Origin of the sequence: [Mycoplasma] gypis (genome assembly GCF_016924775.1) — a bacterium.
Lineage (GTDB): Bacteria > Bacillota_I > Bacilli_A > Mycoplasmatales > Metamycoplasmataceae > Metamycoplasma > Metamycoplasma gypis.
The window spans coordinates 49344-71057 of the sequence record NZ_JAFFTD010000001.1; the positions used below are offsets into that span (position 1 = coordinate 49344).

Annotated in this window: 20 protein-coding genes, 5 tRNA genes and 1 pseudogene; 25 read left to right on the forward strand and 1 reads right to left on the reverse strand. The window is 27.2% G+C overall.

Features of this window, described 5'->3' with window-relative positions; all coding sequences use genetic code 4:
- The first annotated feature begins 1085 nt into the window (after positions 1-1085).
- Positions 1086-1319, forward strand: a complete 234-nt coding sequence (locus JV175_RS00190) for a hypothetical protein (protein ID WP_205498174.1) — start codon at positions 1086-1088, stop codon at positions 1317-1319.
- Between the two features lie 35 nt (positions 1320-1354).
- On the forward strand, positions 1355-2041 hold the full coding sequence (locus JV175_RS00195) for a hypothetical protein (RefSeq protein ID WP_205498176.1): 687 nt from the start codon (positions 1355-1357) through the stop codon (positions 2039-2041).
- Here the strand turns inward: JV175_RS00195 and JV175_RS00200 are convergent.
- Positions 2022-2366 (reverse strand): YigZ family protein, encoded by a 345-nt coding sequence (locus JV175_RS00200; RefSeq protein ID WP_205498179.1) that lies wholly within the window; start codon positions 2364-2366, stop codon positions 2022-2024. The two genes, JV175_RS00195 and JV175_RS00200, sit on opposite strands and share 20 nt — an antisense overlap.
- An 83-nt stretch (positions 2367-2449) precedes the next feature.
- On the opposite strand from JV175_RS00200, the gene JV175_RS00205 reads away from it, so the two are divergent.
- The 23 genes and pseudogenes from JV175_RS00205 to JV175_RS00315 all read left to right on the forward strand — a co-directional run bounded on the left by JV175_RS00205 (position 2450) and on the right by JV175_RS00315 (position 21586).
- A complete protein-coding gene (locus JV175_RS00205) occupies positions 2450-3355 on the forward strand; it encodes an RluA family pseudouridine synthase (RefSeq protein ID WP_205498180.1) in 906 nt (301 codons plus the stop codon).
- Between the two features lie 67 nt (positions 3356-3422).
- Positions 3423-4361: a hypothetical protein gene (locus tag JV175_RS00210; RefSeq protein WP_205498182.1), complete on the forward strand. Its 939-nt coding sequence runs from the start codon at positions 3423-3425 to the stop codon at positions 4359-4361.
- Positions 4351-5391 carry a hypothetical protein gene (locus JV175_RS00215; RefSeq protein WP_205498184.1) on the forward strand — a complete coding sequence of 347 codons (1041 nt, stop codon included), beginning with the start codon at positions 4351-4353 and terminating at the stop codon, positions 5389-5391. Before JV175_RS00210 ends, JV175_RS00215 begins: the two co-directional genes overlap by 11 nt.
- A 171-nt stretch (positions 5392-5562) precedes the next feature.
- On the forward strand, positions 5563-5982 hold the full coding sequence (rpsL, locus tag JV175_RS00220; RefSeq protein ID WP_205498186.1) for a 30S ribosomal protein S12: 420 nt from the start codon (positions 5563-5565) through the stop codon (positions 5980-5982).
- Positions 5983-6041: 59 nt separating this feature from the next.
- Entirely contained in the window at positions 6042-6512 is a 471-nt protein-coding gene (rpsG, locus tag JV175_RS00225; RefSeq protein WP_205498188.1) for a 30S ribosomal protein S7, read from the forward strand.
- A gap of 20 nt (positions 6513-6532) precedes the next feature.
- Positions 6533-8703 (forward strand): annotated as a pseudogene (gene fusA, locus JV175_RS00230) (elongation factor G).
- Positions 8704-9023: 320 nt separating this feature from the next.
- The gene (locus tag JV175_RS00235) at positions 9024-10100 is read left to right on the forward strand and encodes a helix-turn-helix domain-containing protein (protein WP_205498190.1); all 1077 of its coding nucleotides are present in this window, start codon (positions 9024-9026) and stop codon (positions 10098-10100) included.
- On the forward strand, positions 10066-10929 hold the full coding sequence (locus JV175_RS00240; RefSeq protein WP_205498191.1) for an MAGa7180 family putative nuclease: 864 nt from the start codon (positions 10066-10068) through the stop codon (positions 10927-10929). The genes JV175_RS00235 and JV175_RS00240 overlap by 35 nt, the downstream gene beginning before the upstream one ends.
- The gene (locus JV175_RS04255) at positions 10910-12775 is read left to right on the forward strand and encodes a UU173 family protein (RefSeq protein WP_205498192.1); all 1866 of its coding nucleotides are present in this window, start codon (positions 10910-10912) and stop codon (positions 12773-12775) included. Before JV175_RS00240 ends, JV175_RS04255 begins: the two co-directional genes overlap by 20 nt.
- Positions 12776-12923: 148 nt before the next feature.
- Complete coding sequence (locus JV175_RS00250; protein WP_205498194.1) at positions 12924-13973, forward strand: hypothetical protein; 1050 nt, start codon at positions 12924-12926, stop codon at positions 13971-13973.
- A 349-nt stretch (positions 13974-14322) separates the two neighbouring features.
- A tRNA-Asn gene (locus JV175_RS00255) sits at positions 14323-14397 on the forward strand.
- A 3-nt stretch (positions 14398-14400) separates the two neighbouring features.
- Positions 14401-14476 (forward strand) — tRNA-Glu (locus JV175_RS00260).
- Between the two features lie 4 nt (positions 14477-14480).
- Positions 14481-14556: transfer RNA gene (locus tag JV175_RS00265), tRNA-Val, on the forward strand.
- Positions 14557-14608: 52 nt separating this feature from the next.
- Positions 14609-15052, forward strand: coding sequence for a GNAT family N-acetyltransferase (locus tag JV175_RS00270; RefSeq protein WP_205498195.1), 444 nt, complete (start codon positions 14609-14611; stop codon positions 15050-15052).
- Positions 15053-15259: 207 nt separating this feature from the next.
- Positions 15260-15335: transfer RNA gene (locus JV175_RS00275), tRNA-Thr, on the forward strand.
- Between the two features lie 3 nt (positions 15336-15338).
- Positions 15339-15423 (forward strand) — tRNA-Leu (locus tag JV175_RS00280).
- Positions 15424-15578: 155 nt separating this feature from the next.
- The gene (locus tag JV175_RS00285; protein ID WP_205498197.1) at positions 15579-16049 is read left to right on the forward strand and encodes an MORN repeat-containing protein; all 471 of its coding nucleotides are present in this window, start codon (positions 15579-15581) and stop codon (positions 16047-16049) included.
- Between the two features lie 78 nt (positions 16050-16127).
- Positions 16128-16982 carry a tRNA pseudouridine(55) synthase TruB gene (gene truB / locus JV175_RS00290; protein WP_205498199.1) on the forward strand — a complete coding sequence of 285 codons (855 nt, stop codon included), beginning with the start codon at positions 16128-16130 and terminating at the stop codon, positions 16980-16982.
- A complete protein-coding gene (locus JV175_RS00295; RefSeq protein WP_205498200.1) occupies positions 16982-17803 on the forward strand; it encodes a YcsE-related riboflavin metabolism phosphatase in 822 nt (273 codons plus the stop codon). The genes truB and JV175_RS00295 overlap by 1 nt, the downstream gene beginning before the upstream one ends.
- 2 nt (positions 17804-17805) lie before the next feature.
- Entirely contained in the window at positions 17806-18621 is an 816-nt protein-coding gene (locus tag JV175_RS00300) for an FAD synthase (protein WP_205498201.1), read from the forward strand.
- 9 nt (positions 18622-18630) lie between these two features.
- Positions 18631-19050, forward strand: a complete 420-nt coding sequence (locus JV175_RS00305; protein ID WP_205498202.1) for a Dps family protein — start codon at positions 18631-18633, stop codon at positions 19048-19050.
- Between the two features lie 89 nt (positions 19051-19139).
- Positions 19140-19406: a 30S ribosomal protein S15 gene (gene rpsO / locus JV175_RS00310; RefSeq protein ID WP_205498203.1), complete on the forward strand. Its 267-nt coding sequence runs from the start codon at positions 19140-19142 to the stop codon at positions 19404-19406.
- A gap of 170 nt (positions 19407-19576) precedes the next feature.
- Positions 19577-21586 carry a hypothetical protein gene (locus JV175_RS00315; protein ID WP_205498204.1) on the forward strand — a complete coding sequence of 670 codons (2010 nt, stop codon included), beginning with the start codon at positions 19577-19579 and terminating at the stop codon, positions 21584-21586.
- Positions 21587-21714: the final 128 nt, after the last annotated feature.

Below are 21714 nucleotides of genomic sequence, written 5' to 3' on the forward strand. Positions count from 1 at the left end.
TCAAAAACATTTTGAAAATAACGAATAAAAACCAATAAAATAAATATCCATTTTTATAAGAAATTGAACTATTTTTAACGTTATACTGTCCATAAATTGTGTAGCGGCTTTGCGGTTATCTTTAATTCGCATTATGATAGTTTGAATAGTTCTGATTTAGTTACAGAAATCAATAAAACACAAATAAATTTTGAATATCAATAGGTGTTATATTTATTTTATTTGCTTTTATAAGTCCATGATTTTACATTTATTTTATTAGCGGAATTTTGTAAAAAAAATTTCATTTTGTTAAAAAAAGTCAAAAAAATATTTAAATATTAAACATTGAAAAACAAATGAATAAAGAAACGAATATTTTTTACGATAACGAATCATAAAAAATACATAAAAAATTAACATAACAAGAAAAAAAGAAAACAAAACTTTTAATCGTTATTTTTTTTAATAAAGAATTGCCCCTTTTGAAAAATATATATATAATATAAAACGATAAAAACACATTTTTATTCAAAAAGGAGTTCAAAATGGGAATTTTTTGTAAATTTAAAAAACTTTTCAAATGTAAAAAATCTTCATGTAAACAAGATTGTTCAAGTTGTAAATGTGAAAACAACTCTGAAACATCATGTTCATGTAAATAGTTGTGATAGCGATTTCTAAATCGCTATTTTTTATAACCTAATATGTCACAAAATAATTAATAATTCAAGAAGATATTTTGTTTTTAAAAATTCAACTTTAATTATTGTGTTTTTATAGATAATTTACATTTATAAAAAAATATCATTGTCAATAAGATTGGATATTGTGATTTTTTTCTAAAATCAGAAATAAGTTTTTTTGGAAAAATCCATAATATTATTTATTTTCATTTTATTGTCACTAAAATATACAATATCAATATCATTTGGAATTCTATTTATGAAGTTTTGTGTTTAATGAGATAAACTAGCATGAATAGCGATGTGTTTTTTAATTCTGGGTATATTAAATCTATAATTTCATAAAATAATTCAATGTTTTGCATATAAATAAATTACAATTTCTTATGTATTTAAATATATGAAAAATTAAGGAAAAAAATGATTATTATAGATTTACCAAAAATACCGGATAAACCTTCTTTCGTCAATGACAACAAAAAAGACAAACTTCAAAATGAAAAATTTTTAAAGTTAAAAAAAATTCTAAAAGGAATAAAAAATAAATTATATTGATATAACTGAGGTACAGCCGTAGTCAATAGTATGCTAAAAATAGTTGAAAAGAAAATTCAAGAATTTCAATCAAGACCGATTACAGTTGTAATTAATTAAGAATACTTATCATATTAATTATTAATAATATTAAGATGTTTAGACAAAAAGTTTTATATTTTTTTAATTTGCTTTTATTAATTATTTGCTGCGCAACAAATTTCTTGGTTAGTTATACAGAAATTGATTTGTATGTACAACTAAATTTAGCAATTTTTGGCTTTGTTTTAAGTTTTTGCTTATGAATGATTGGTATTTTTTTAACAAGAAAAAACAGGAGAAAAAACATTGACTTTGTTATTAAAAAACAAAAAAAAGATTTACTAGATAAATATTTCTTAAGAACTAATTTTTTTAACAAAAAATATTTCAGTGCATATTTAAAAAGTAAAGATACAAAAGTTACACCAGAGGATTTAAAAAAAGCTAATCAGCGAGCTAAAATATCTTTATTTATATTTGTTCTTGTGATTTTAATATCACTTCTAATCATTGTCTGCAGTTGAATTTTTTTAGTTGCGACAAAATTTAGTTCAAAATATTCCTTTATTTTGTCAATTATTACAATCAGTGAAGATATTTTGATTTTTTGAACCATAATTTTATATCCACTTGTTTTAACATTTGAAATGGCATATTGAAAAATGTTTTCAATTAATCCTGAAATGATTAAAAAAGATAAAATGAGTTTCTTCTTTTTTAAACTGTTTTTCTTTAATCAATCAATATTATTTAGTGACTACGAAAAGAAATATCAAGAACTTAATCAAGTTCAAGTTTAGCGCTTTTTATGTAAGCTCCAGGTAATTTTGAACGACCAAGCAAAATTCCACCAAAATATCTAATAACAAATACTGCTATGTTTTGTGCTTCTTTATTTCTTAATAAAGTTAAAAGTGGCAAACCAGCAGTATTTTTTGGTTCACCATCATCAAAACCTTTTTCGTATCAACGTCCATTATCAAAAATTCTGTATGCATAGCAAACATGACGTGAACGTTTGTGTTCTTTTTTTAATTGCAAATATATTTGTTGAACTTCATTTTCGCTTTTTACATTGTATTTTATTGCTATAAAGCGAGATTTTTTAATTTCAATTTCTTTCATTAAATAATATTTTAAAAAAAATTAGTTTTAAATTCACAAAATCATATAAAAAATTAGTTTTGTTATTTTGTTATAATTTCTCTATGCTAAAAATCGAAGTAAATTACAGTGAAAGAATAGATAAATATATAACTAATAACTCAGAAATCACCAGAAATGATGCTCAAGCCTTAATAGCAGAAGGTGCAGTAAGTGTTGATGGTGTAAAAATTAATAAGAATAAATTTGTCGTTAATGAAGGACAAGTTATTGAAATTGAAAAATTAATTGATAAACAAGTTAATATTGAAGCTCAAGACTTGCCAATTCAAATTATTTATGAAGATGATTATTTATTAGTTATTAATAAGAAATCTGGAATGGTAACTCACCCAGCACCAGGTAATTATAAAGATACATTGGTTAATGCATTAATGTATCATTTTAAAAATAATTTAAGTAACGAAAATGGTTTAAATAGACTTGGGATTGTTCACAGACTTGATAAAGACACAAGTGGTTTAATGCTTGTTGCAAAAGATAATCAAACCCACCGTTTTCTTGCTGCTCAATTAAAAGACCATAAAATTAATCGTCGTTACTTAGCAATTGTGGATGGTGTAATCGAAAATAAAATTACCAATATTGATTTGCCAATTGGTCGAGATCCTAAAAATCGTCAAAAAATGGCAGTAACAAAACAAAATTCAAAACCCGCACAAACCAAAGTAACAGTTTTAGAATATGTAAAAATTCGTGAACAAGAAAAAACATTAGTTGAATGTGAATTGAAAACAGGTCGTACCCATCAAATTAGAGTTCATTTAAGCTACATTGGTCACCCTGTTTATGGCGATCCTGTTTATGGTAAAGATATTGACCATTTCAAGCAAAGACTACATGCTTACAAAATCTCATTTACTCATCCAAATGGTCAATATATGGAATTCGAAGAACCTATGCCATGAAAAATGGATAAAGATATTCGTCTTAAAGGATATGATGAATAATTAGCAATTTAATTATTAGAGTGCTAAATTAGTGTTATAATTTAAATTAATAAAAGAAAGGATTTTAATGTTTCCATTTTTAGAAAACGTCCCTACCAAAGAAGAATTAATGAAAGACGAAAAAAGTAAAATTAGACCTTATTTCGTCCTTTATTTCATTATCATATTGATTGGTTTTGGTTTAGCACTTTTTTCTGCTATTTACATAACTGTTGAAAAAGAATTTTATATTGACAAAATTTCTATATTTTTACAAGATCAAAAAAATTATTCAGCTCAATTAACTCCAGAAAATCAATGAAGATATAGTTTATCAACAAGCTGAGTATTTGTGTTGTTGTTAACAGTAGTAATTTTCTTCTATGTTAAAAACTGAATGCAATCAATGAAAAAGAAAAATTTTAATGAATTCAGTTCAGGATTTTACCTTGGTCTGTTTTCAGTATCATTTATTTTCTTTGTATTTAATTGACAAGTATTTAAACAAATTAGTATTATTGGTTCAAATGATTTAAGCGGAATAGCATTGGTATGTTCAATGGTCTTACTATCGTTGGCATACTTTGTTTTCGGAAGAAAATGTGCAAAAATTTCTAAACAATTTAGACTTGCAGAAGCTGCACAAAAACAAAAAGAATTTCAAGAATTTATTGTTAAAAACCAACAAAATCAAAATACTGACCAACAATTTCCATTTTTCCCATTTCAAACTCAACCTCAAAATACTGTAAATAATGAACAACAATCAGCAGAATTTCAACAAAAAAACTCTGCATCACAATATTCAAGCGAAGAACAAGAACTTTTTAACGAATATCCACCTTTAAAAGATTCAAAATATTGAAAAAAATTAAAAGATATTTCGCGTGAAGATTTATTAAAAATGGCTTCAATGTTAAATATTTTTGAACCCGAAAATATGAGTGATTTAAAATTAAAAGCAAAAATAGCAATGATTTACATTGAAAAAGATAATCAACAAAAAGGAAAAGAAGATGTTAACTAATTTTCAAGAAACAACAGAAGCATCAAAAAACAGCCAATCTTTTTATGGCGCTAATTCAATGTACTTAATCGCATTAATTTTAATTGCTATTCTCTTTTTTATATCAATTAAATTTGTGATGAATTACAAAAAAAGCATTTGAAAAATTAAAAATGTTTTGGGTGATAAATTAAAAAAACCATATATTTATGGTTTAAAAGGTAAAGATAGTTATTTTGTAAATTTAATTTTATTAATAGTATTCGCACTTATATGTGTTGCTGTTGGAATTTATTTTTTAGTCGCTAAAGCGGATTTTAAAAATAACAAAGTTGTAGACATTGTTGTTTATACATTATGAATTAGTTTGCCAATTATTTTATGCTTAGCATTATTTATATATTCATTTATTGTTTATAAAAAAGAATTTAGTGATAAAAAATACAATGATCCAAACTGAAATAAAAAACTAAAAAACGAAATTTATACTCAATATTCAACAGAAATTCCAGCTAATATTAATATTGAAAACTCTTTACTAAGACAAAGAAATAGTCAAGTATTTAAAATGTTTTCATCTTACTTAAATACATATGAAAATTTAAATAATATCAATACAAAAGATGCTTATAACTTCGCTTTAAAGATTGCTTTTATCAGCGGTTATTATAAAGAATATACTCAAAACTTTACTCTTTATGGCGACGTTTTTAGCCAAAATGTAACTCAAGAAATTGATTACGATCGCGATTATTCTTCAACAATTGATAATCAAATTAAATGAATGGAAGCGGTTGATTCAAAAAATCAAGTTGTCAAAGAAATTCAAGCAAACAATATTCAACCAAGAACATTTTCACCTTATTCAAGACAAAGTCGTCGTCGTTCAACATTGAGCTTCATTAATACGACAGAAATGACTTTCTTAACAAGTGATCCAATTGGAAAATTTAATTTCTTAATTGATAATCAAGAAAAACAATTAACAATTTGAGAATTTCTTGAATTACTTTCAGCAAACACTTGAATAAAATTGCAAAAAAATCTTTAATTAATAATATTAAAAAGCGCGTAGATCTACGCGCTTTTTTTATTTATAAATTTTAAAGAAAAAAATATAAAAATAATTTGGTGCACCGGGTATGTTGTTGTATAATTATGAATATTTATTTTGCATAAATATCGATTCATAAAATATTAAATTAAAAAAGGAAAGGAAAAAATGCCTACAATTAGTCAACTTATCAATAATGGGCGTAAAGATAAAGTAGTTAAACCAAAAGCTCCTGCTTTATTATTCTCATACAACTCATTATTAAAAAAAGATAAGAAAATACCTGCACCATTCAAACGTGGTGTATGTACAAGGGTTGGGACAATGACACCTAAAAAACCTAACTCAGCAACTCGTAAATATGCTCGGGTAAGACTTTCAAACGGAATGGAAGTTACAGCATATATCCCAGGAGAAGGACATAACTTACAAGAACACTCAGTAGTTCTAATCAGAGGTGGAAAAGTTAAGGACTTACCAGGGGTTCGTTATACAATCGTTCGTGGAACACAAGATACAGCAGGTGTTAATAACCGTAAACAAGGTCGTTCAAGATACGGTGCTAAAAAACCTAAAGCAGCTAAATAGTAATTAATTTAGTAAATATTTAATCAAAAATTATTATTAAAAAATATTAAGGAGAAAATATGTCAAGAAAACACTCAGCACCAGTTCGTGATGTTTTAGCAGATCCAATTTTTAACTCAAAAATTGTTACTAAATTAATTAACGGAATTATGTTAGATGGTAAAAAATCTATCGCTGAACAAATCTTATATTCTGCATTCGACATTGTTAAAGAAAAAACAAACAAAGACCCAATGGAAGTTTTCAATCAAGCTATTGAAAACATCACACCTCAATTAGAAATCAGATCACGTCGTATTGGTGGAAGTAACTACCAAGTTCCAGTTGAAGTTTCAGCTAGAAGAAAACAAACACTAGCACTACGTTGATTAATCCAATATTCTCGTCTAAGAAGTGAAAAAACAATGGATTTACGTTTAGCAAACGAAATTATTGATGCATCAAACAAAATTGGTGGATCAATTAAAAAACGTGAAGACACACACAAAATGGCTGAGTCAAACAAAGCCTTTGCACACTTTAGATGATAATTTATTACTAAGGATACAAAATGGCAAGACAAGTTCGTTTAGAAGACTATCGTAATATTGGAATTATGGCTCACATTGATGCCGGAAAAACAACAACAACAGAAAGAATTTTATTCCACACAGGAAAAATTCACAAAATCGGTGAAACCCACGAAGGGGAAAGCCAAATGGACTGAATGGTTCAAGAACAAGAAAGAGGTATTACAATTACTTCTGCTGCTACAACAGCATTCTGAAAAGGTAAAAGAATTAATATCATCGATACACCAGGACACGTTGACTTTACAGTTGAAGTTGAACGTTCACTACGTGTACTTGATGGTGCTGTAGCAGTTCTTGATGCTCAATCAGGAGTAGAACCACAAACAGAAACAGTTTGAAGACAAGCTACAACTTATAAAGTTCCTAGAATTGTTTTCGTTAACAAAATGGATAAAGCTGGAGCAAGCTTCAAAGAATCAGTTGCTTCAGTTCGTAACCGTTTAAATGGTAACTGTCACGCAATCCAATTAAACATTGGAGAAGAAACACATTTTAACGGAATCGTTGATCTAGTAGAAATGAGAGCATACGAATTCGATGGACAACCAGAAGAAAAAATGAAAGACATCGAAATTCCTGCTGATTTACTAGAAGAAGCACAAATCATGCGTCAAGAATTAGTTGAAGCAGTTTCAGACTTCGACGAAGAAATCATGATGATGGTTTTAGAAGGTGAAGAAATTCCTGCTGAAAGATTAAAACAAGCAATTAGAAAAGCTACTTTAACATCAGAATTCTTCCCTGCAGTTTGTGGAACAGCATTCAAAAACAAAGGTGTTAAATTAATGATTGATGCCGCTGTTGACTATCTACCATCACCATTAGATATTCCTGCAATTAAAGGACACAATGGTGATCAAGAAGTTGAAGTTCACCCATCAGATGATGAACCTTTTGCATCACTAGCATTCAAAGTTATGAATGACCCTTATGTTGGAAACTTAACATTCTTCCGTGTTTATTCAGGAGTACTTGAAAAAGGAAGCTACGTTAAAAACTCAACAAAAGACCAAAAAGAAAGAATTAGCCGTATTTTACAAATGCACGCTAACTCACGTGAAGATATTGAAGAAGTTAGAACAGGAGATATCGCTGCTGCTGTTGGTCTAAAATCAACAACAACAGGAGATACTTTAATCGCTGAAAAAGCTCCAGAAATCGTTTTAGAAAAAATGGAATTCCCAGAACCTGTTCAACAACAGGAGATACTTTAATCGCTGAAAAAGCTCCAGAAATCGTTTTAGAAAAAATGGAATTCCCAGAACCTGTTATTTCTCAAGCTTTAGAACCATCTTCAAAAGCTGCAACAGAAAAACTTTCATTATCTCTACAAAGACTTTCAGCAGAAGACCCAACCTTTAGAACATACACAGATGAAGAAACAGGTCAAACAATTATCGCTGGAATGGGAGAATTACACTTAGACATTATCGTTGACCGTCTAAGAAGAGAATTCGGTGTTGACGTTAACGTTGGAGCACCACAAGTTTCATACCGTGAAACAATTACCAAAACAGCTGAAGTTGAAGGAATTCACAAGAAACAATCAGGTGGAAAAGGACAATACGGACACGTATGAATTAAATATGAACCTAATCCAGATGGTGGTTTTGAATTCGTTGATAAAATTGTTGGTGGGAAAATCCCTAAAGAATATATCAAATCAATTCAAAAAGGTCTTGTTGAAAAAATGGAAATCGGTATTCTTGCTGGTTATCCAATGATCGATATTAAAGCTACCTTATTTGATGGATCATACCATGAAGTCGATTCATCAGAATTAGCATATAAAATTGCTGCTTCTAAATCACTTACAAAAGGTAAAGAACAACTTGGAACAGTTCTATTAGAACCAATCATGGACGTTGCTGTAACAGTTCCAGAAGACTACTTCGGAGATATCATGGGAGATATTTCACGTCGTCGTGGACAAGTTCGTGGAGATGAAACACGTTCAGATGGTGTTCACGTTATTAAATCATTCATTCCATTAAGTGAAATGTTTGGTTACGCAACAGACTTACGTTCAATGACAGCAGGTCGTGGAAATTACCAAATGTGATTTGACCACTACGAAAAAATGCCTAAAAACTTGGCAGACGAAATCATCAAAAAACGTGGTGGAAAAGTTAAAGTCGAAGAAGATTAATAATATAAAAAGTTGGATTAATTCCAACTTTTTGTTTATTTTTTTTAAATAAAGAACAGGTTAAATAATTTCAAAACATATACGCATTTTCCAAAAAAAACAATAAAAGCCCTTAAAAAACAAAGCTTTTAGTGATTATTGCTATAATAGCAATAGAACTTTTTTTGTGTATTTTTCTCAAAAAATGCTAAAAAAGATTTATTTTTTTTCAAAAAAAATTGCAAAAAACATGCATTTTCATTGAAAAATTTATTGGTTTTTTTCGCATAATATACTTTTTATACTTATAATAATAAGTATAGTAATTAGCAAGGAAGTTTATGAATTTAAAAGGAATATACGAAAATTTTAGTGACGAAATAAAATACTACTTAAAAGTGAATGAAATGTCGCAAAAAGAATTAGCAATGCGACTTGGTTTAAGCTTAAAACACATGAATTCAATATTAAATGATGAAATTTCAGAACTTACAACAAGCATTTTGGAAGGTTTAGAAAACGCATTCCATCTTCATCCAGGTTATTTTTCAGAACGCTACATGGTTTATCGCAATAAGTTAAAAGCCGCTGAGATGGGAGAACAAATTAAAATAATTTTTTCAGAATTTGGTTTGGACTTCTTGATTAGACACGCCGATATTAGCCTTGTTTACGGTTTTTATATCAAAAAAGAAATGGAAGATTGACAAAAATTAATGGAATTAAAAAGATTCTATGGAGTTTCTAATCTTCTTGACTATAAAGAATATTTAGAAAAACATATTTTGGCAGATTCTCAAAAATATCAATCAGACCCAAATTCTTATGTTTGAATCAGATTATGTGAACTTGGACTTGATTATGATGGTTTAAATATTGGAAATTTCAGAAATTCTCAGTATCATACAACAATTAAAAAAGTTTTAAACATTATGTCAAGTGATGCAAAATTTTTAGATAAAACTACCGAAATCAAAAAGTTTTTAGCAACAAAAGGAATTGTTTTAGTAACTAAACGTTTCTTAGCAGATTCAAAAATTAAAAGTATAACCTTGAAAAAAGGTGCCAAAAGATTTATTTTCTTAAGTGATAAATATAAACGAGAAAGTTATATTTATTTTTCATTGTTACATGAAATCATACACTGTTACTTACCGAATTTAAAAGAATCAGAAATCGATGAAACAGTTATAAGTGAATATGAAAACTGAGAACGCAATACACATTCGACATATAAAGCTATTTATGATGCGACAACAGCACACAAACACATTAAAATGTTAAGAATAAAAAATCCTAATGCTGACGTGTCATATATTTGAGAAACAATTCAAGATAAATATGAAGAAGTAACTTTTAATGAAGATAACAAGGAAGAAAAAAATGATAATTGAACAGATACTGAAAAACAAATTTAAAAGAACTGTTTTTAATGGAATTCATTACACATTAGATGAAGAACAAAAACGTGTTTATTTAGCAAAAGAATATCATCAAAAACTTTTATCAAAAGAACCTGGTGATTTTGGTGCTTTTAAAAAAATTGGGGGTTCTACTGCTGGAAAGGTTCTTGAAACTGATATTTTCAATAATCAGTTTCAAGCTTTTTGTCATATTAGTCGTTTATCTTTACCCATGCTTGATTCTAAATATGTTGATGCAGGGGTTGCGCTTGAACCAAAGATAATTAATAAACTTGCTACCGAAGCTCATGTTGACATTCAAACCTTTGACGTAAAAAAATATAATTATGATTTCTTCAAAGGAAAAAATAAATATATTGGGGGAATTCCCGATGGTTATATAGAATCCAAAAATATGATTATTGAAATTAAAACTGTAGGAGAAAAGAAAAAAGATGCTTGAGAGGCTTCTGGACCAAATCTTTCTTATATTAAACAAGCTCAATTGTATTCATATTTAATCGGGGCTGATTTTTGGGGAATTTTTGCTATCTTCTTACGCGAAGAAGATTATCAAAAACCAGAAAACTTAGATGTAAATACTCGTTTTTCATATAAATTCATTCAAAAATTAGATAAAAAACAAGCAAAAGATGATCTTGATAAAATTGAACAATGATTCAAAGAATATTCAGAATCAGGAATTTCTCCACAGTATAATCCTGTTGTTGATTCAGACTTAATTGCATATTTAAAATGTCAAAATGAAGAACAATGACTACAACTACTTATGAAATGATACGAAGAAAAGAAAGTAGTCTTATATGAAAAAGACTTACTATAGATATCGTGACTATTTTAAATTCAATACTTCTTCACTATACTGATTAAGATATAGTGAAGAAGATTTTTGACATAACTTTAATCAAAGAAATGAAGAATTTATTGATATTGATGATGAAGAAGATATGGCAAATGGTAATGAATGAAGCGATTTACAAAAATTTTTCAATGATTCTGAACACCAAAACGCTGAATCATTACAAGAAAAAATTAGAATAGAACAACAAGAATCAAATAAATTTATTGTTGAACAAAACCGTTTAGATTCGGTTCAAAAAATTTTTAATTCACTTTCACAAGCAATGGTATCAAAAGCTATCGAAGGATATAAAACTGAAGAAATTTTTTATCTATCTTCAACATTAAACACTGAAAATAAAATTCTTCAAACTCAAGAAGCTTTAAATAATCCTGCTATAAAAATTATTGTTAATCCAGTATTTTTATGAGAAAACTGTTTAGCAACTCCAAACATTTACAAAAAAGACCAAAAAACAATCATTGATTTTGTGCCTGTTGCTAAATCAGCTTTAAAAAATCAACTTAAGGGCTATTGACAAGTTAATGTTGCTAAAAATCAAGGTGTTGATGTCCAAAAATACTTAGTTTTGATTTTGAATAAAGATAAGGCAAAAGCGAGAAAACAAAAAATTGATTTAGTTTATGCTGATCGAACAAATACTTCCAAAAGTACTTCAGATTTTGTGTTAACTCTTGATGACAATAAAACAATTTTCTTTGATGAATTTATTTTCAAAGATAATGGAACAATGAAAAAAATTTGAGCAAAACCGATTGAAGATTTTGTGAGTACAGTAAATAAAATTCAAAATCTTAATTCATTATACACTGTTAGTGCTGATGATGGTTCTTCAGTGTGAGATGAGCCTAAAAAAACAAAAACAAATTTAATTTTTAATGCTTTTAACCCAATTTTTTTAAATATGAATGGCAAGCTGCTTTTAAATGTAAAGAAACATTTTTTTGAAGAAGGGGAAGTTAATGTTGAAAATGAAAAAACCAACATTTTATTAAAAAACATTCTTGAAAAAAAATCTTCAATTAATGAAGAAGCAGTGTTGTACACAATTGAAAAACTACGCTCAAAAGAAGATTTAATTGTATGATATGACTTTGAAGGTTTTTCAATGCCTTATCCAACTCTTGACTATGTTAATCCTTATGGTCAAGTTGTATTCCAAGTAAGTGTGATTAAAACTATTAATAATCAAATAATTTCTTCTGAAGATATTGTTATTGATCCTCAAAAACTTTCAATTGTTCAATATTTGGATTTTATTGCTAAAATTTACGACCCAAACGCCAAAGGTTATGTTGTTTATAATAAATCATATGAAAACACAAGATTAAAAGAAATCCTGCAAATGGCTTATCTTGCTTCTTATAATCCTGACTATCCTGAGATTGATCAAACCTTTTTAGAAAAACTTGAACTAATGGTAAACGACTTAATTAGTGACGAAAAGTGTATTGATTTAGAAAACGTATTCAATATGTATAAAAAACAAATCAGTCTTCATCAGTTAAAAGGGCTTTCAAGTATTAAAAAGATTGAAAAGATTGTTACAAAATCTAAACTACAGCTTGAACACATGATTACACCATATAAAGAGTTGGAAGTTCAAAACGGAATGATGGCAATGAATTGTGCTATTTCACGCTATACAGGTGTTCTGGGTGACAACAAATGAAACGATATTGTTTCGGAATTAAAAAAATATTGTCATAACGATGTTATGGCAATGATAATGGTTTATGACTTTGTTGAACTCCTTCTTAAAGAAGGTGTAGATATTATTCCTAAAGATTTAGATATTTTCTGTTAATTAAACCGCACTACTTTTAATACATTAATAATATTTAATTAAAATAGTCAATATATTGTATTATTGGCTATTTGGTTTATCATTTAAAGTATATTATTTATTCTTATTTAAAAAGTCTAAATATATTTTAAATATATTAAGGAGCAAAATGTTATTAAAAGCTATTAAATTTCATAAAAAATTAAGAAAAAACAAGGATAAGGAAAACGAAGTTTTTATTGAGCAAAACCTCGTTTATTTAAGTCGACTATTTACTGCTCCAATGCGTATAAAAGCTTCATTTAAAAATTTTATTTATGATTTATTAATGTCCTTTTTCATTGGAATTTTATTTTTTGTAATTAGTCTACCTTTTTACGCTCTTATTGTTTTGATTAAAAAAGAAAAAGAAATGAGTGATATTATTTATGCCTGAATGCTTTTAGGCTCGATGTTACTTTCGATTCTAATTGAATTTGCATATAAAATTCATCGACTAGTTTATGCAAAATGTTTATACAAAATTAAATTAGCAGTAAAAGAATATTTAAAAGATAAACCACAAACCAAAGTTAATTCATTAATTGAAGAAATCATTACTGATAAAGAAGAAATAAGACAAGTTGATTTTTCGAAATATGCGCAGACATTTAATGTAAAAAATATCGATGCATTTTTAGAGAAAATGGAAAACTTATTATTGATTTCTACAAAAACTATACGTAAAAGCTTGTCAAAAAGAATTGTTGAAAAATTAATCGTTATTTCAGTATTTTGTTTAGCATTGTTCTTATTAATGGAAGCAATAATTGATTTCGGTATTCAATTTGAGTATTTTAAAGGTTTACACACATCACAAATTATTTCTATTTCGCTTCTTATTTTTGCAATCTTTTTTGTTGCTGCCCATAACGTAAAATCAAAATTAATTAAAAAAACATTTTTAATTATTCTGTCTCATTTAACCGATAAATCATCAGAACTTTATATTAACGTTAAGATGGAACAAACTTTAGAAATTGTTCGTAACTATCGTTTTCTTTTAAAAGAAAACAAATTTAAACAAAAATACGTTTTTTTAATTTTTGATCAAATTAACATTTTTAATGATAAACATATCGTGTATGGAATTAATAAAAAATTTGACTTTATCAAAATTGAAACAATTCGTAATAATTTAGATCAAATTCAAGCCTTTGTTGAACAATCATGTTTATAATGTAATTTTAAATTTTTTAAACACAATTTAATGGATGAACGAAATTGTTCATCCTTTTTATTTATATTTTCAATCTTGTTTTATTACCATGTATTTTTATGAACACAAAATATTAAATTAAATAAAAGAACCAGTCTGTTACAACATTATAGCTAAATTTTAATTTTTTGCCGCGTCTTGAATCTTTGTGTTTTTGTTAATAGTTCTAAAGAATAATTATTAAAAAATTGTTAACATTTTAAAAAAATTTTGTATAATATTCAAGCAACAGTCAACAAGAAACAAATTTCTTATTTTTTTAGTAGACATTATAAAAAAATGTTGTATAATATTTAAGCAATTTAACGTTGCCGACATAGCTCAGCGGTAGAGCAGTTGGCTGTTAACCAATTGGTCACAGGTTCAATCCCTGTTGTCGGCGCCAGTTGGCCCTATGGTGAAGCGGTTAACACACATGGTTTTCATCCATGCATTCGCGGGTTCGAGCCCCGCTAGGGTCACCAAGTCGGACGATTAGCTCAGTTGGGAGAGCATCGCCCTTACAAGGCGAGGGTCGTGGGTTCGAGCCCCTCATCGTCCACCATATGTAATTTTCACCTAAAGCGCAAAAGCGCTTTTTTGTTATAATTTGTACTATGGAATTTTTAAATAAAAAATTTGAACAATTAACAAATTTAGAGCTTTATGAAATTTATAAAAATCGCCAAGAAGTGTTCATTAGCGAGCAAAACTGCGCATATAATGATATTGATGCAATTGATTTAAGAGCTAATCATTTATTTTTTAAAGAAAACAATGAACTGATAGCTTATTTGAGAATATTTGAAAATGAAGATAGAGTTCAAATAGGGCGCGTTTTAGTTAAAAAAGAATATCGCGGATTGAAGATTGCAACAATTTTAATGAAAAAAGCTTTAGATTTTATTCAAGATAATACCGTTTTAAACAAAAAACAAATTTATTTATCAGCACAAACATATGCAATAAATTTATACAAATCAGTTGGCTTTGAAATTTCAGGAAATCCTTATTTAGAGGATGATATCGAGCATATTGATATGTTTTGAAAAGGAAACTAAATACACAAATCCAAGTACTTTACGAATTAAAATTTCCTAAAAGAAGCAACTTTTAGAATAAAATGAATTAAATAAATTGCTTATCAGTGTAACATTTAAAAATTAAAGGAATGTTTTTTTCTAGGATTAAAAAACTCAGAAAGAAATTTTAAAAAAAATTAACATTTTTTTAAAAAATACGCTATAATATTATAGCAATTTCAATATGCCTCCTTAGCTCAGTTGGTAGAGCAACTGACTTGTAATCAGTAGGTCGTAGGTTCGAGTCCTATAGGTGGCACCATTTGCGCGAGTGGTGAAATTGGCAGACACGCTAGTTTTAGGCACTAGTGCTTTGCGGCGTGAGGGTTCAAGTCCCTCCTCGCGCACCATATCAAGAAATTGACCAAGGTAGCTGTTTAGCTACTTTTTTTATTTTTTAGAAAATACAAAAAATAAAAAAAGTCTTCAAAAACAAGCCGTTTTTTGTATTTTTACTTTTTTGGAGTAAAATAGTATTATTATTAAAAATAATAAAGGAGAAAATATGTACGAACAAAGAGAAGAAGTAGAACTTGTTGACGGAGTTAAACAAGGTGAAGCAATTTATTACTTTAGATGTGGAACAACCGAAACATATAACTATGTTGATGGAAAGAAAAACGGACCAGCTGTTTTAAAAACTCCTAACGGTGATGAAGGACATTATACATATGTTGACGGTTTAGCACAAGGTGAAGCTTTCATGCAATATGCTAATGGTGATCGTGAAGAATTTATTTACGAAGATAATTTAAAACATGGACCAGCCGTTTTTATGAAAAACAACGGTGATCGTGAAGAATGTAATTATAAAAATGATTATTTAAGTGGACCAGCTACAATGTATTTTGCAAATGGTGATATTGAAACATATCGTTACCTAAACGGTAAAAAAGAAGGTGATGCTTCATATAAAAGTGCTAATGGTGAAGTTTCAAACTATAGATATTTCAATAATAAAAAAATCTCTGAATAATTTTGAAGTTGGCTGAGCCAACTTTTATTTTTTATTGTCAATATTTTGTTAAAATTTTAGTGCCAGCAAAGGAGCAATATGTTTTGAGCAATTAACAAACAAAAAGGCGATAGCAGTTTTCAAGCAATTCGCAAGTTTCAACGTGAAAATAATATTAAAAAAATTGGCCACTGTGGAACTTTAGATCCACTAGCACAAGGGCTTTTAATCGTTGCTACTAATGAAGCAACAAAATTACTACCTTATATTATTAATCAGGATAAAGAATATATTTGTTCAATGCGATTTTTTGCTTCTAGTGCCTCATATGATACTGATAGTGAAGTAACTTACCTTCCTACGCGCTATATTTCGCTTGATGAACTAAATAAAGCCATTAACATCATCAAAAATCAAACTAGTCAAATACCACCCATCTTTAGCGCTAAAAAAATTAATGGGAAACGAGCGTATGAACTAGCAAGACAAAATATTGACTTTGAATTGAAAGCTTCAGATATAAAAATTTATACTTTTGAAATTCTGGATTTTAATGAAAACGACTTTACATTAACATTTAAAACAAAAGTATCAAAAGGTACTTATATTCGCTCAATTGTCCATGATTTAGCAACTTTATTAGGTACTGATGCTGTCATGACAGATTTACAAAGAACTCAAATTGGTAACATTAGCCTAGAAAATTCGCAAAAAAATTTCAAAATTGATAATTATTCTGATTTATTTGGTATAAATATATATGCAATAAATAATACTCAACTAAATCAGTTGAAATCGAAACACTTTTTTAATGATAATAATTTAAAAAGCAATAATTATATTTTAATTTATAACAATAATTTGATCGGAATAGCTTCTTGTAATGATGGTTTGGTTCAACCCATCAAAATTTTGTGACCTATTGTCGATAATTTTTTAGCCAAGGAGAAATAATGAAAAATTTCAAACTAGCAGCTTTTGACATCGATGGAACAATTTTGCCTTTTAAAGAAGGACAAAAAAACAGCGATTTAAGTCCTGTTATTGTTGATATGTTTAAAAAACTAAAACAAGCCGGATTTATAACAGTCTTTTGTTCAGGACGTGATATTTTCACAGTTGGACAACACCGTTTAGATACACCTAATGTTGACTATTTCATTGGGGCAAACGGATCATTTATTCTTGATTTAAAAACTAATGAATATATTTTTGAAAAAACTATTAAATATGATGACTATAAAGTTTTTTTAGAAGCAACAAATAAAAGAAATCTACCTTTTACATTCGTTGGAAAAAGATACGGTTATTTTAATTCGCAATTTGACATTAATCACTGATTTTATGCGCCTTTTAAAGAAAATTTTATTGACTATACTGAGTATGAAAATAATCAAGATGATCCAAATTATTTAATTACTGTTAACTCTGATGACAGTCATGAACTTAGAGAATACTATGAAAATATTTTTAAAAAAAATAATCTAGATATGTGAGTTTTAGCCGAATGAACAGGCGGAGTTTTTATTTCAGCTAAAGGAGTTAATAAGGCTCGTGGACTAGAAATTTTATGTGAAAAAATAAACATTAGTCTTGATGAAGTTATTGCCTTTGGTGACTCATCAAACGATGTTGAAATGCTTAGCGAAGTTGGTTTAGGTGTTGCAATGGGAAATGCTGAAGAAGAACTAAAAAGCGTTGCTAAAGATGTTTGTGAAAGTGTCGAAGATTTTGGAACATTTAACTACTTAATGAAAAAAGGATTTATTAAATAATTATGGATGTATATAAATGACCTTTAAATCGAGAACAAAAACCAACAATTTTGGTGTTGGGAGCTTTTGAATCTCTTCATATTGGTCATTATGGATTATTTAAACAAGCTTTAAATATTAAAAAAAGTAATGAAGGTTTTGTATTATCTTCATTACTTTTTGATCAAAAAAAATTAAATTCTAAAAAGCCATTTCAATTAAAAACTCGAATTTATACTTTGGATAGTTTAGGAGTTGATGAAACTTTTATCGTGGAATTTAATGATGATTTTAAAAATCAAAGTCCTATTAATTTTATTGAAAAATTAAAAGCAATAGGCGTACAAAAAATTGTAGTTGGTGAAGATTTTCGGTTTGGTTTCAACCGGCAAGGAACGGTCGAAAATCTTAAAAAACATTTTGATGTTACTGTTATTGAAATTAAAAAAATCTCTGATTATAAGATTTCAACAACAATTGTTAAAGAATTAATAAAAGAAGGAAAAATCAATACTTTAAACAATACTTTAATCGATAAATATGCTTTTATTTGTGAATTAAAAGATTATCAATTTGATTTTCCTGACTCATTAATTAAATTACCATCAGGAATTTATTTTGCTAATGTTGTTATTAAAAACATTGAATACCACGCAATTGTTTTATTAGGTTATGAAAGTCCTAATAAAATTGTTTTTCTAGATTTAGACGATGATATAATTTACGAATCTGAAGCGTTTGTGGAAATTTTAGCTCAACAGAGATTAATTAATCATATTGCTGAAGACAAAATTTTTAAAGTGGATACAAAAGAAGCATTTGCTTTTTTTACAAAATAAGGAGAAGAAATGAATAATATTAAAGATTTAAAAACATTACAAGCATCATTAATGTTTTTACAAGTGAAAGTAAAAAATTACCACTGAAATGTTAAAGGTTTTGACTTTTTCGAAACTCATGAAACACTAGATAAATTTTATGATGATACAGTGGAACAATTAGATGCTTTAGCGGAAAAAATTGTTATGTTAGATGACATAGCTTTAGGAAATGTTCAAGAATCGTTTTCACTAAGTTTCATAAAAGAAGATAAAAGCGCAACTTATGAAACTCAATATATTTACAAAAATTTAGTAAGTGATCTTAATCACATTTTAGATTTTGTTTCAAAAATGGAAAATATCAGTTTTAGAGTTCAGCCTTTATTAGATGAATTAGTAATTTATGCTGATACATGACAATGAAAATTTAAAAAATCAACAATGTAATATCAAATCTATTTGGTATAATAAATAAGCATTATTTTATTTTATGCATATTTTTTACCTGGTTATGGCTAGGTTTAGAAGGAGTAATAATGGTTTCACAAAAAAGAAAACAAGAATTAGTTAAAGAATACGGTAAAAACGCAAATGATACAGGATCAGCAAGAGTTCAAATCGCTCTTCTAACTGAAGATATCGAAAGCTTAAAAAAACACTTTGCTACAAACAAAAAAGATCTACACTCAATGCGTGGATTCATGGCAAAAGTTAACCACCGTAAATCATTACTAAGTTATTTAAAAAAATCTGATTACAATGAATACTTAGAATTAATTCAAAAACTAAACATCAGAAAATAATATCGATTTCAACCCTTTTAGGGTTGATTTTTTTTGCTGTTTTTTAACTTACAAAAAAAATTAACCTTTAAGTGAAAAAAATGTTAAATTTGCCAAAAAAATCGACTTTTTAATTTATTTATATTTTTTAAATAGTAAAATAAACACAAAATTTAATAAAGGAGAAAAAAATGGAAGTTACAAGTAACTTTTTTGATGAGATAAATGATGAAAAACTAAAAGCTACCACTCATGACTATGGAAATTTTGTCATAAGTGATCTTTTAATTGAAGATTTTAGTAATCTTGAAACATTATGATTTTACAAAACAAACGAAAAAGGAGAAAGATACATCGACATTTTTAGAGCTACTGCTAATAATGGAGCTTATAATGCCGATTATCAAACTGTTAAAGATAGTTTAACTAAACAGTTAAAAATATATTTATTAAAAGCTGTAAACGACAAAGAAAAACAATATTGAGCAGAGATCAATAAACATTTCGCTAATGTTTTAGAAAGTGAAAGAAACTTTTGAATTTATAATTTGCCACTAGTAAATTTTGCAACACAAGTAAAGCTTTTAACTAATAGTGGCGATGCTTCAGAAATGAAACAATTAGATTATTTTATTAGTAACACAAAATTAGATAAAAATAATTATGAAATTATCAAAGATTATGATAGTTTTAAAAAAATTGATAAAGGATTTTTAATAGAATTATTTTGTTCAAATATAACAATTTATAGATTTTTATCAAAAGTATTTTCTATTCCTGAAGAAGAACTATTTTGATATAATAAATCTCAAATTATTGAACTAGCAAATAAAATTTCAGAATTTAAAAATGAAAGTTATTTCCTTGAAAAAGAAATTAATAAATTTATTAAGCTTATTGAAATAATTTTCGATAATCAGTCAAATAATAATTCTTATGATGATACTGTCGAATTAAAAAGGGAATATAAAAGACCTGTTAATGAATTCGAAAACAAAACAAAACAATTAAAATCTTCATTTACCAAAACAATTGTAATGGCATCAATTTTTCTTGTATTATTAATTGCGCTACCAATTGTTGCTAGTGTTATTATTAATAAAAATATTATCAACATTAACTGAGAATATAAAAACTATATCCCATTAATGGTGGCAGGATTAATTTTTATTTTAATGTCGATTTTTGTAGGTATTTCTAATGCAAAAACGTTTAGTTTAAATAAAGACTTACGAAAAATGCTGTCAAATGATAAACTAGAAACCATTGAAGAAAAATATAAAACCCAAGAAGTTCTAAAAGATAAAAAAATACTATTAAATGTTCTAAAAGATAAAAAAATTAATAATTTAATAAAAATAGCTTTAATTATTATTGCCGTATTTGGTTTTATCGGATCATTATTTAAATTACCACTTTTCTTTAAATCAAAAATGGAACCATTCTATCTTGAATTAGAAAAACATGGTAATTTTCCAAGAATAAAACTACAAAAAACTGAATCAGGAAATATTAAAATTGAGATATATCAACCATTCTTCCTTTTTGATTACATTGGTGAAGATTACAGCACAATGTCGATAGATAAACTTGAACAAGTCGTTAAAGAACAATTTGTTATCAATAATGAAAGCAAAAAAGAAGAAATTCAAACTAAATACTCATTATTAAAAGACAATATTCAAAGTGAACCACAAGTAATTTATTATGCTGAATACAAAAATGGATTAAAACACGGTAAAGAAATTCAATTAGTCAAAAATGACTTTAATGAAGAAGTTTGAGAATTTAATTCATACGTAAATGGTTCTTTAAATGGTCCTTGTTATGTTCTAAATAAAAATTGAATATTTAGTACAAAAATTACTAATTCACAGTTATTACTTGTTTCTAAAAACTATGAAGATGGAAAATTACATGGTAACTGAATGGAACTTGAATGAGATTCAATGAATAAACAATTGTACTTTAAAACTATTATCGAATATGAAAAAGGTTTAAAGCACGGTTTTGAAGGTAAATTTGATGTTAATCGAAACCCATTAGTTAACGGAAAAGCATATCTAAATGGTAAAGAAATTAATACAAAAGAATATGAACAACTAACTGGAAGAAAATTTGAAGACTTACCAAGAACCAAAAAAATCTTTATTGGTGAAGTTGAAAATGTTCGTTTCCAAAAAGATTCTAATATTTTGTAATATAAATTTTAAAAACAAATAAATAAAAAAGTTGGCGTTAAATAACCAACTTTTTTATATTTATTACCCGCTTTTTTCGTTTAATAGTGCTTAAAAGTCTCTAAATCAATAAAACAAATATTGTTTTT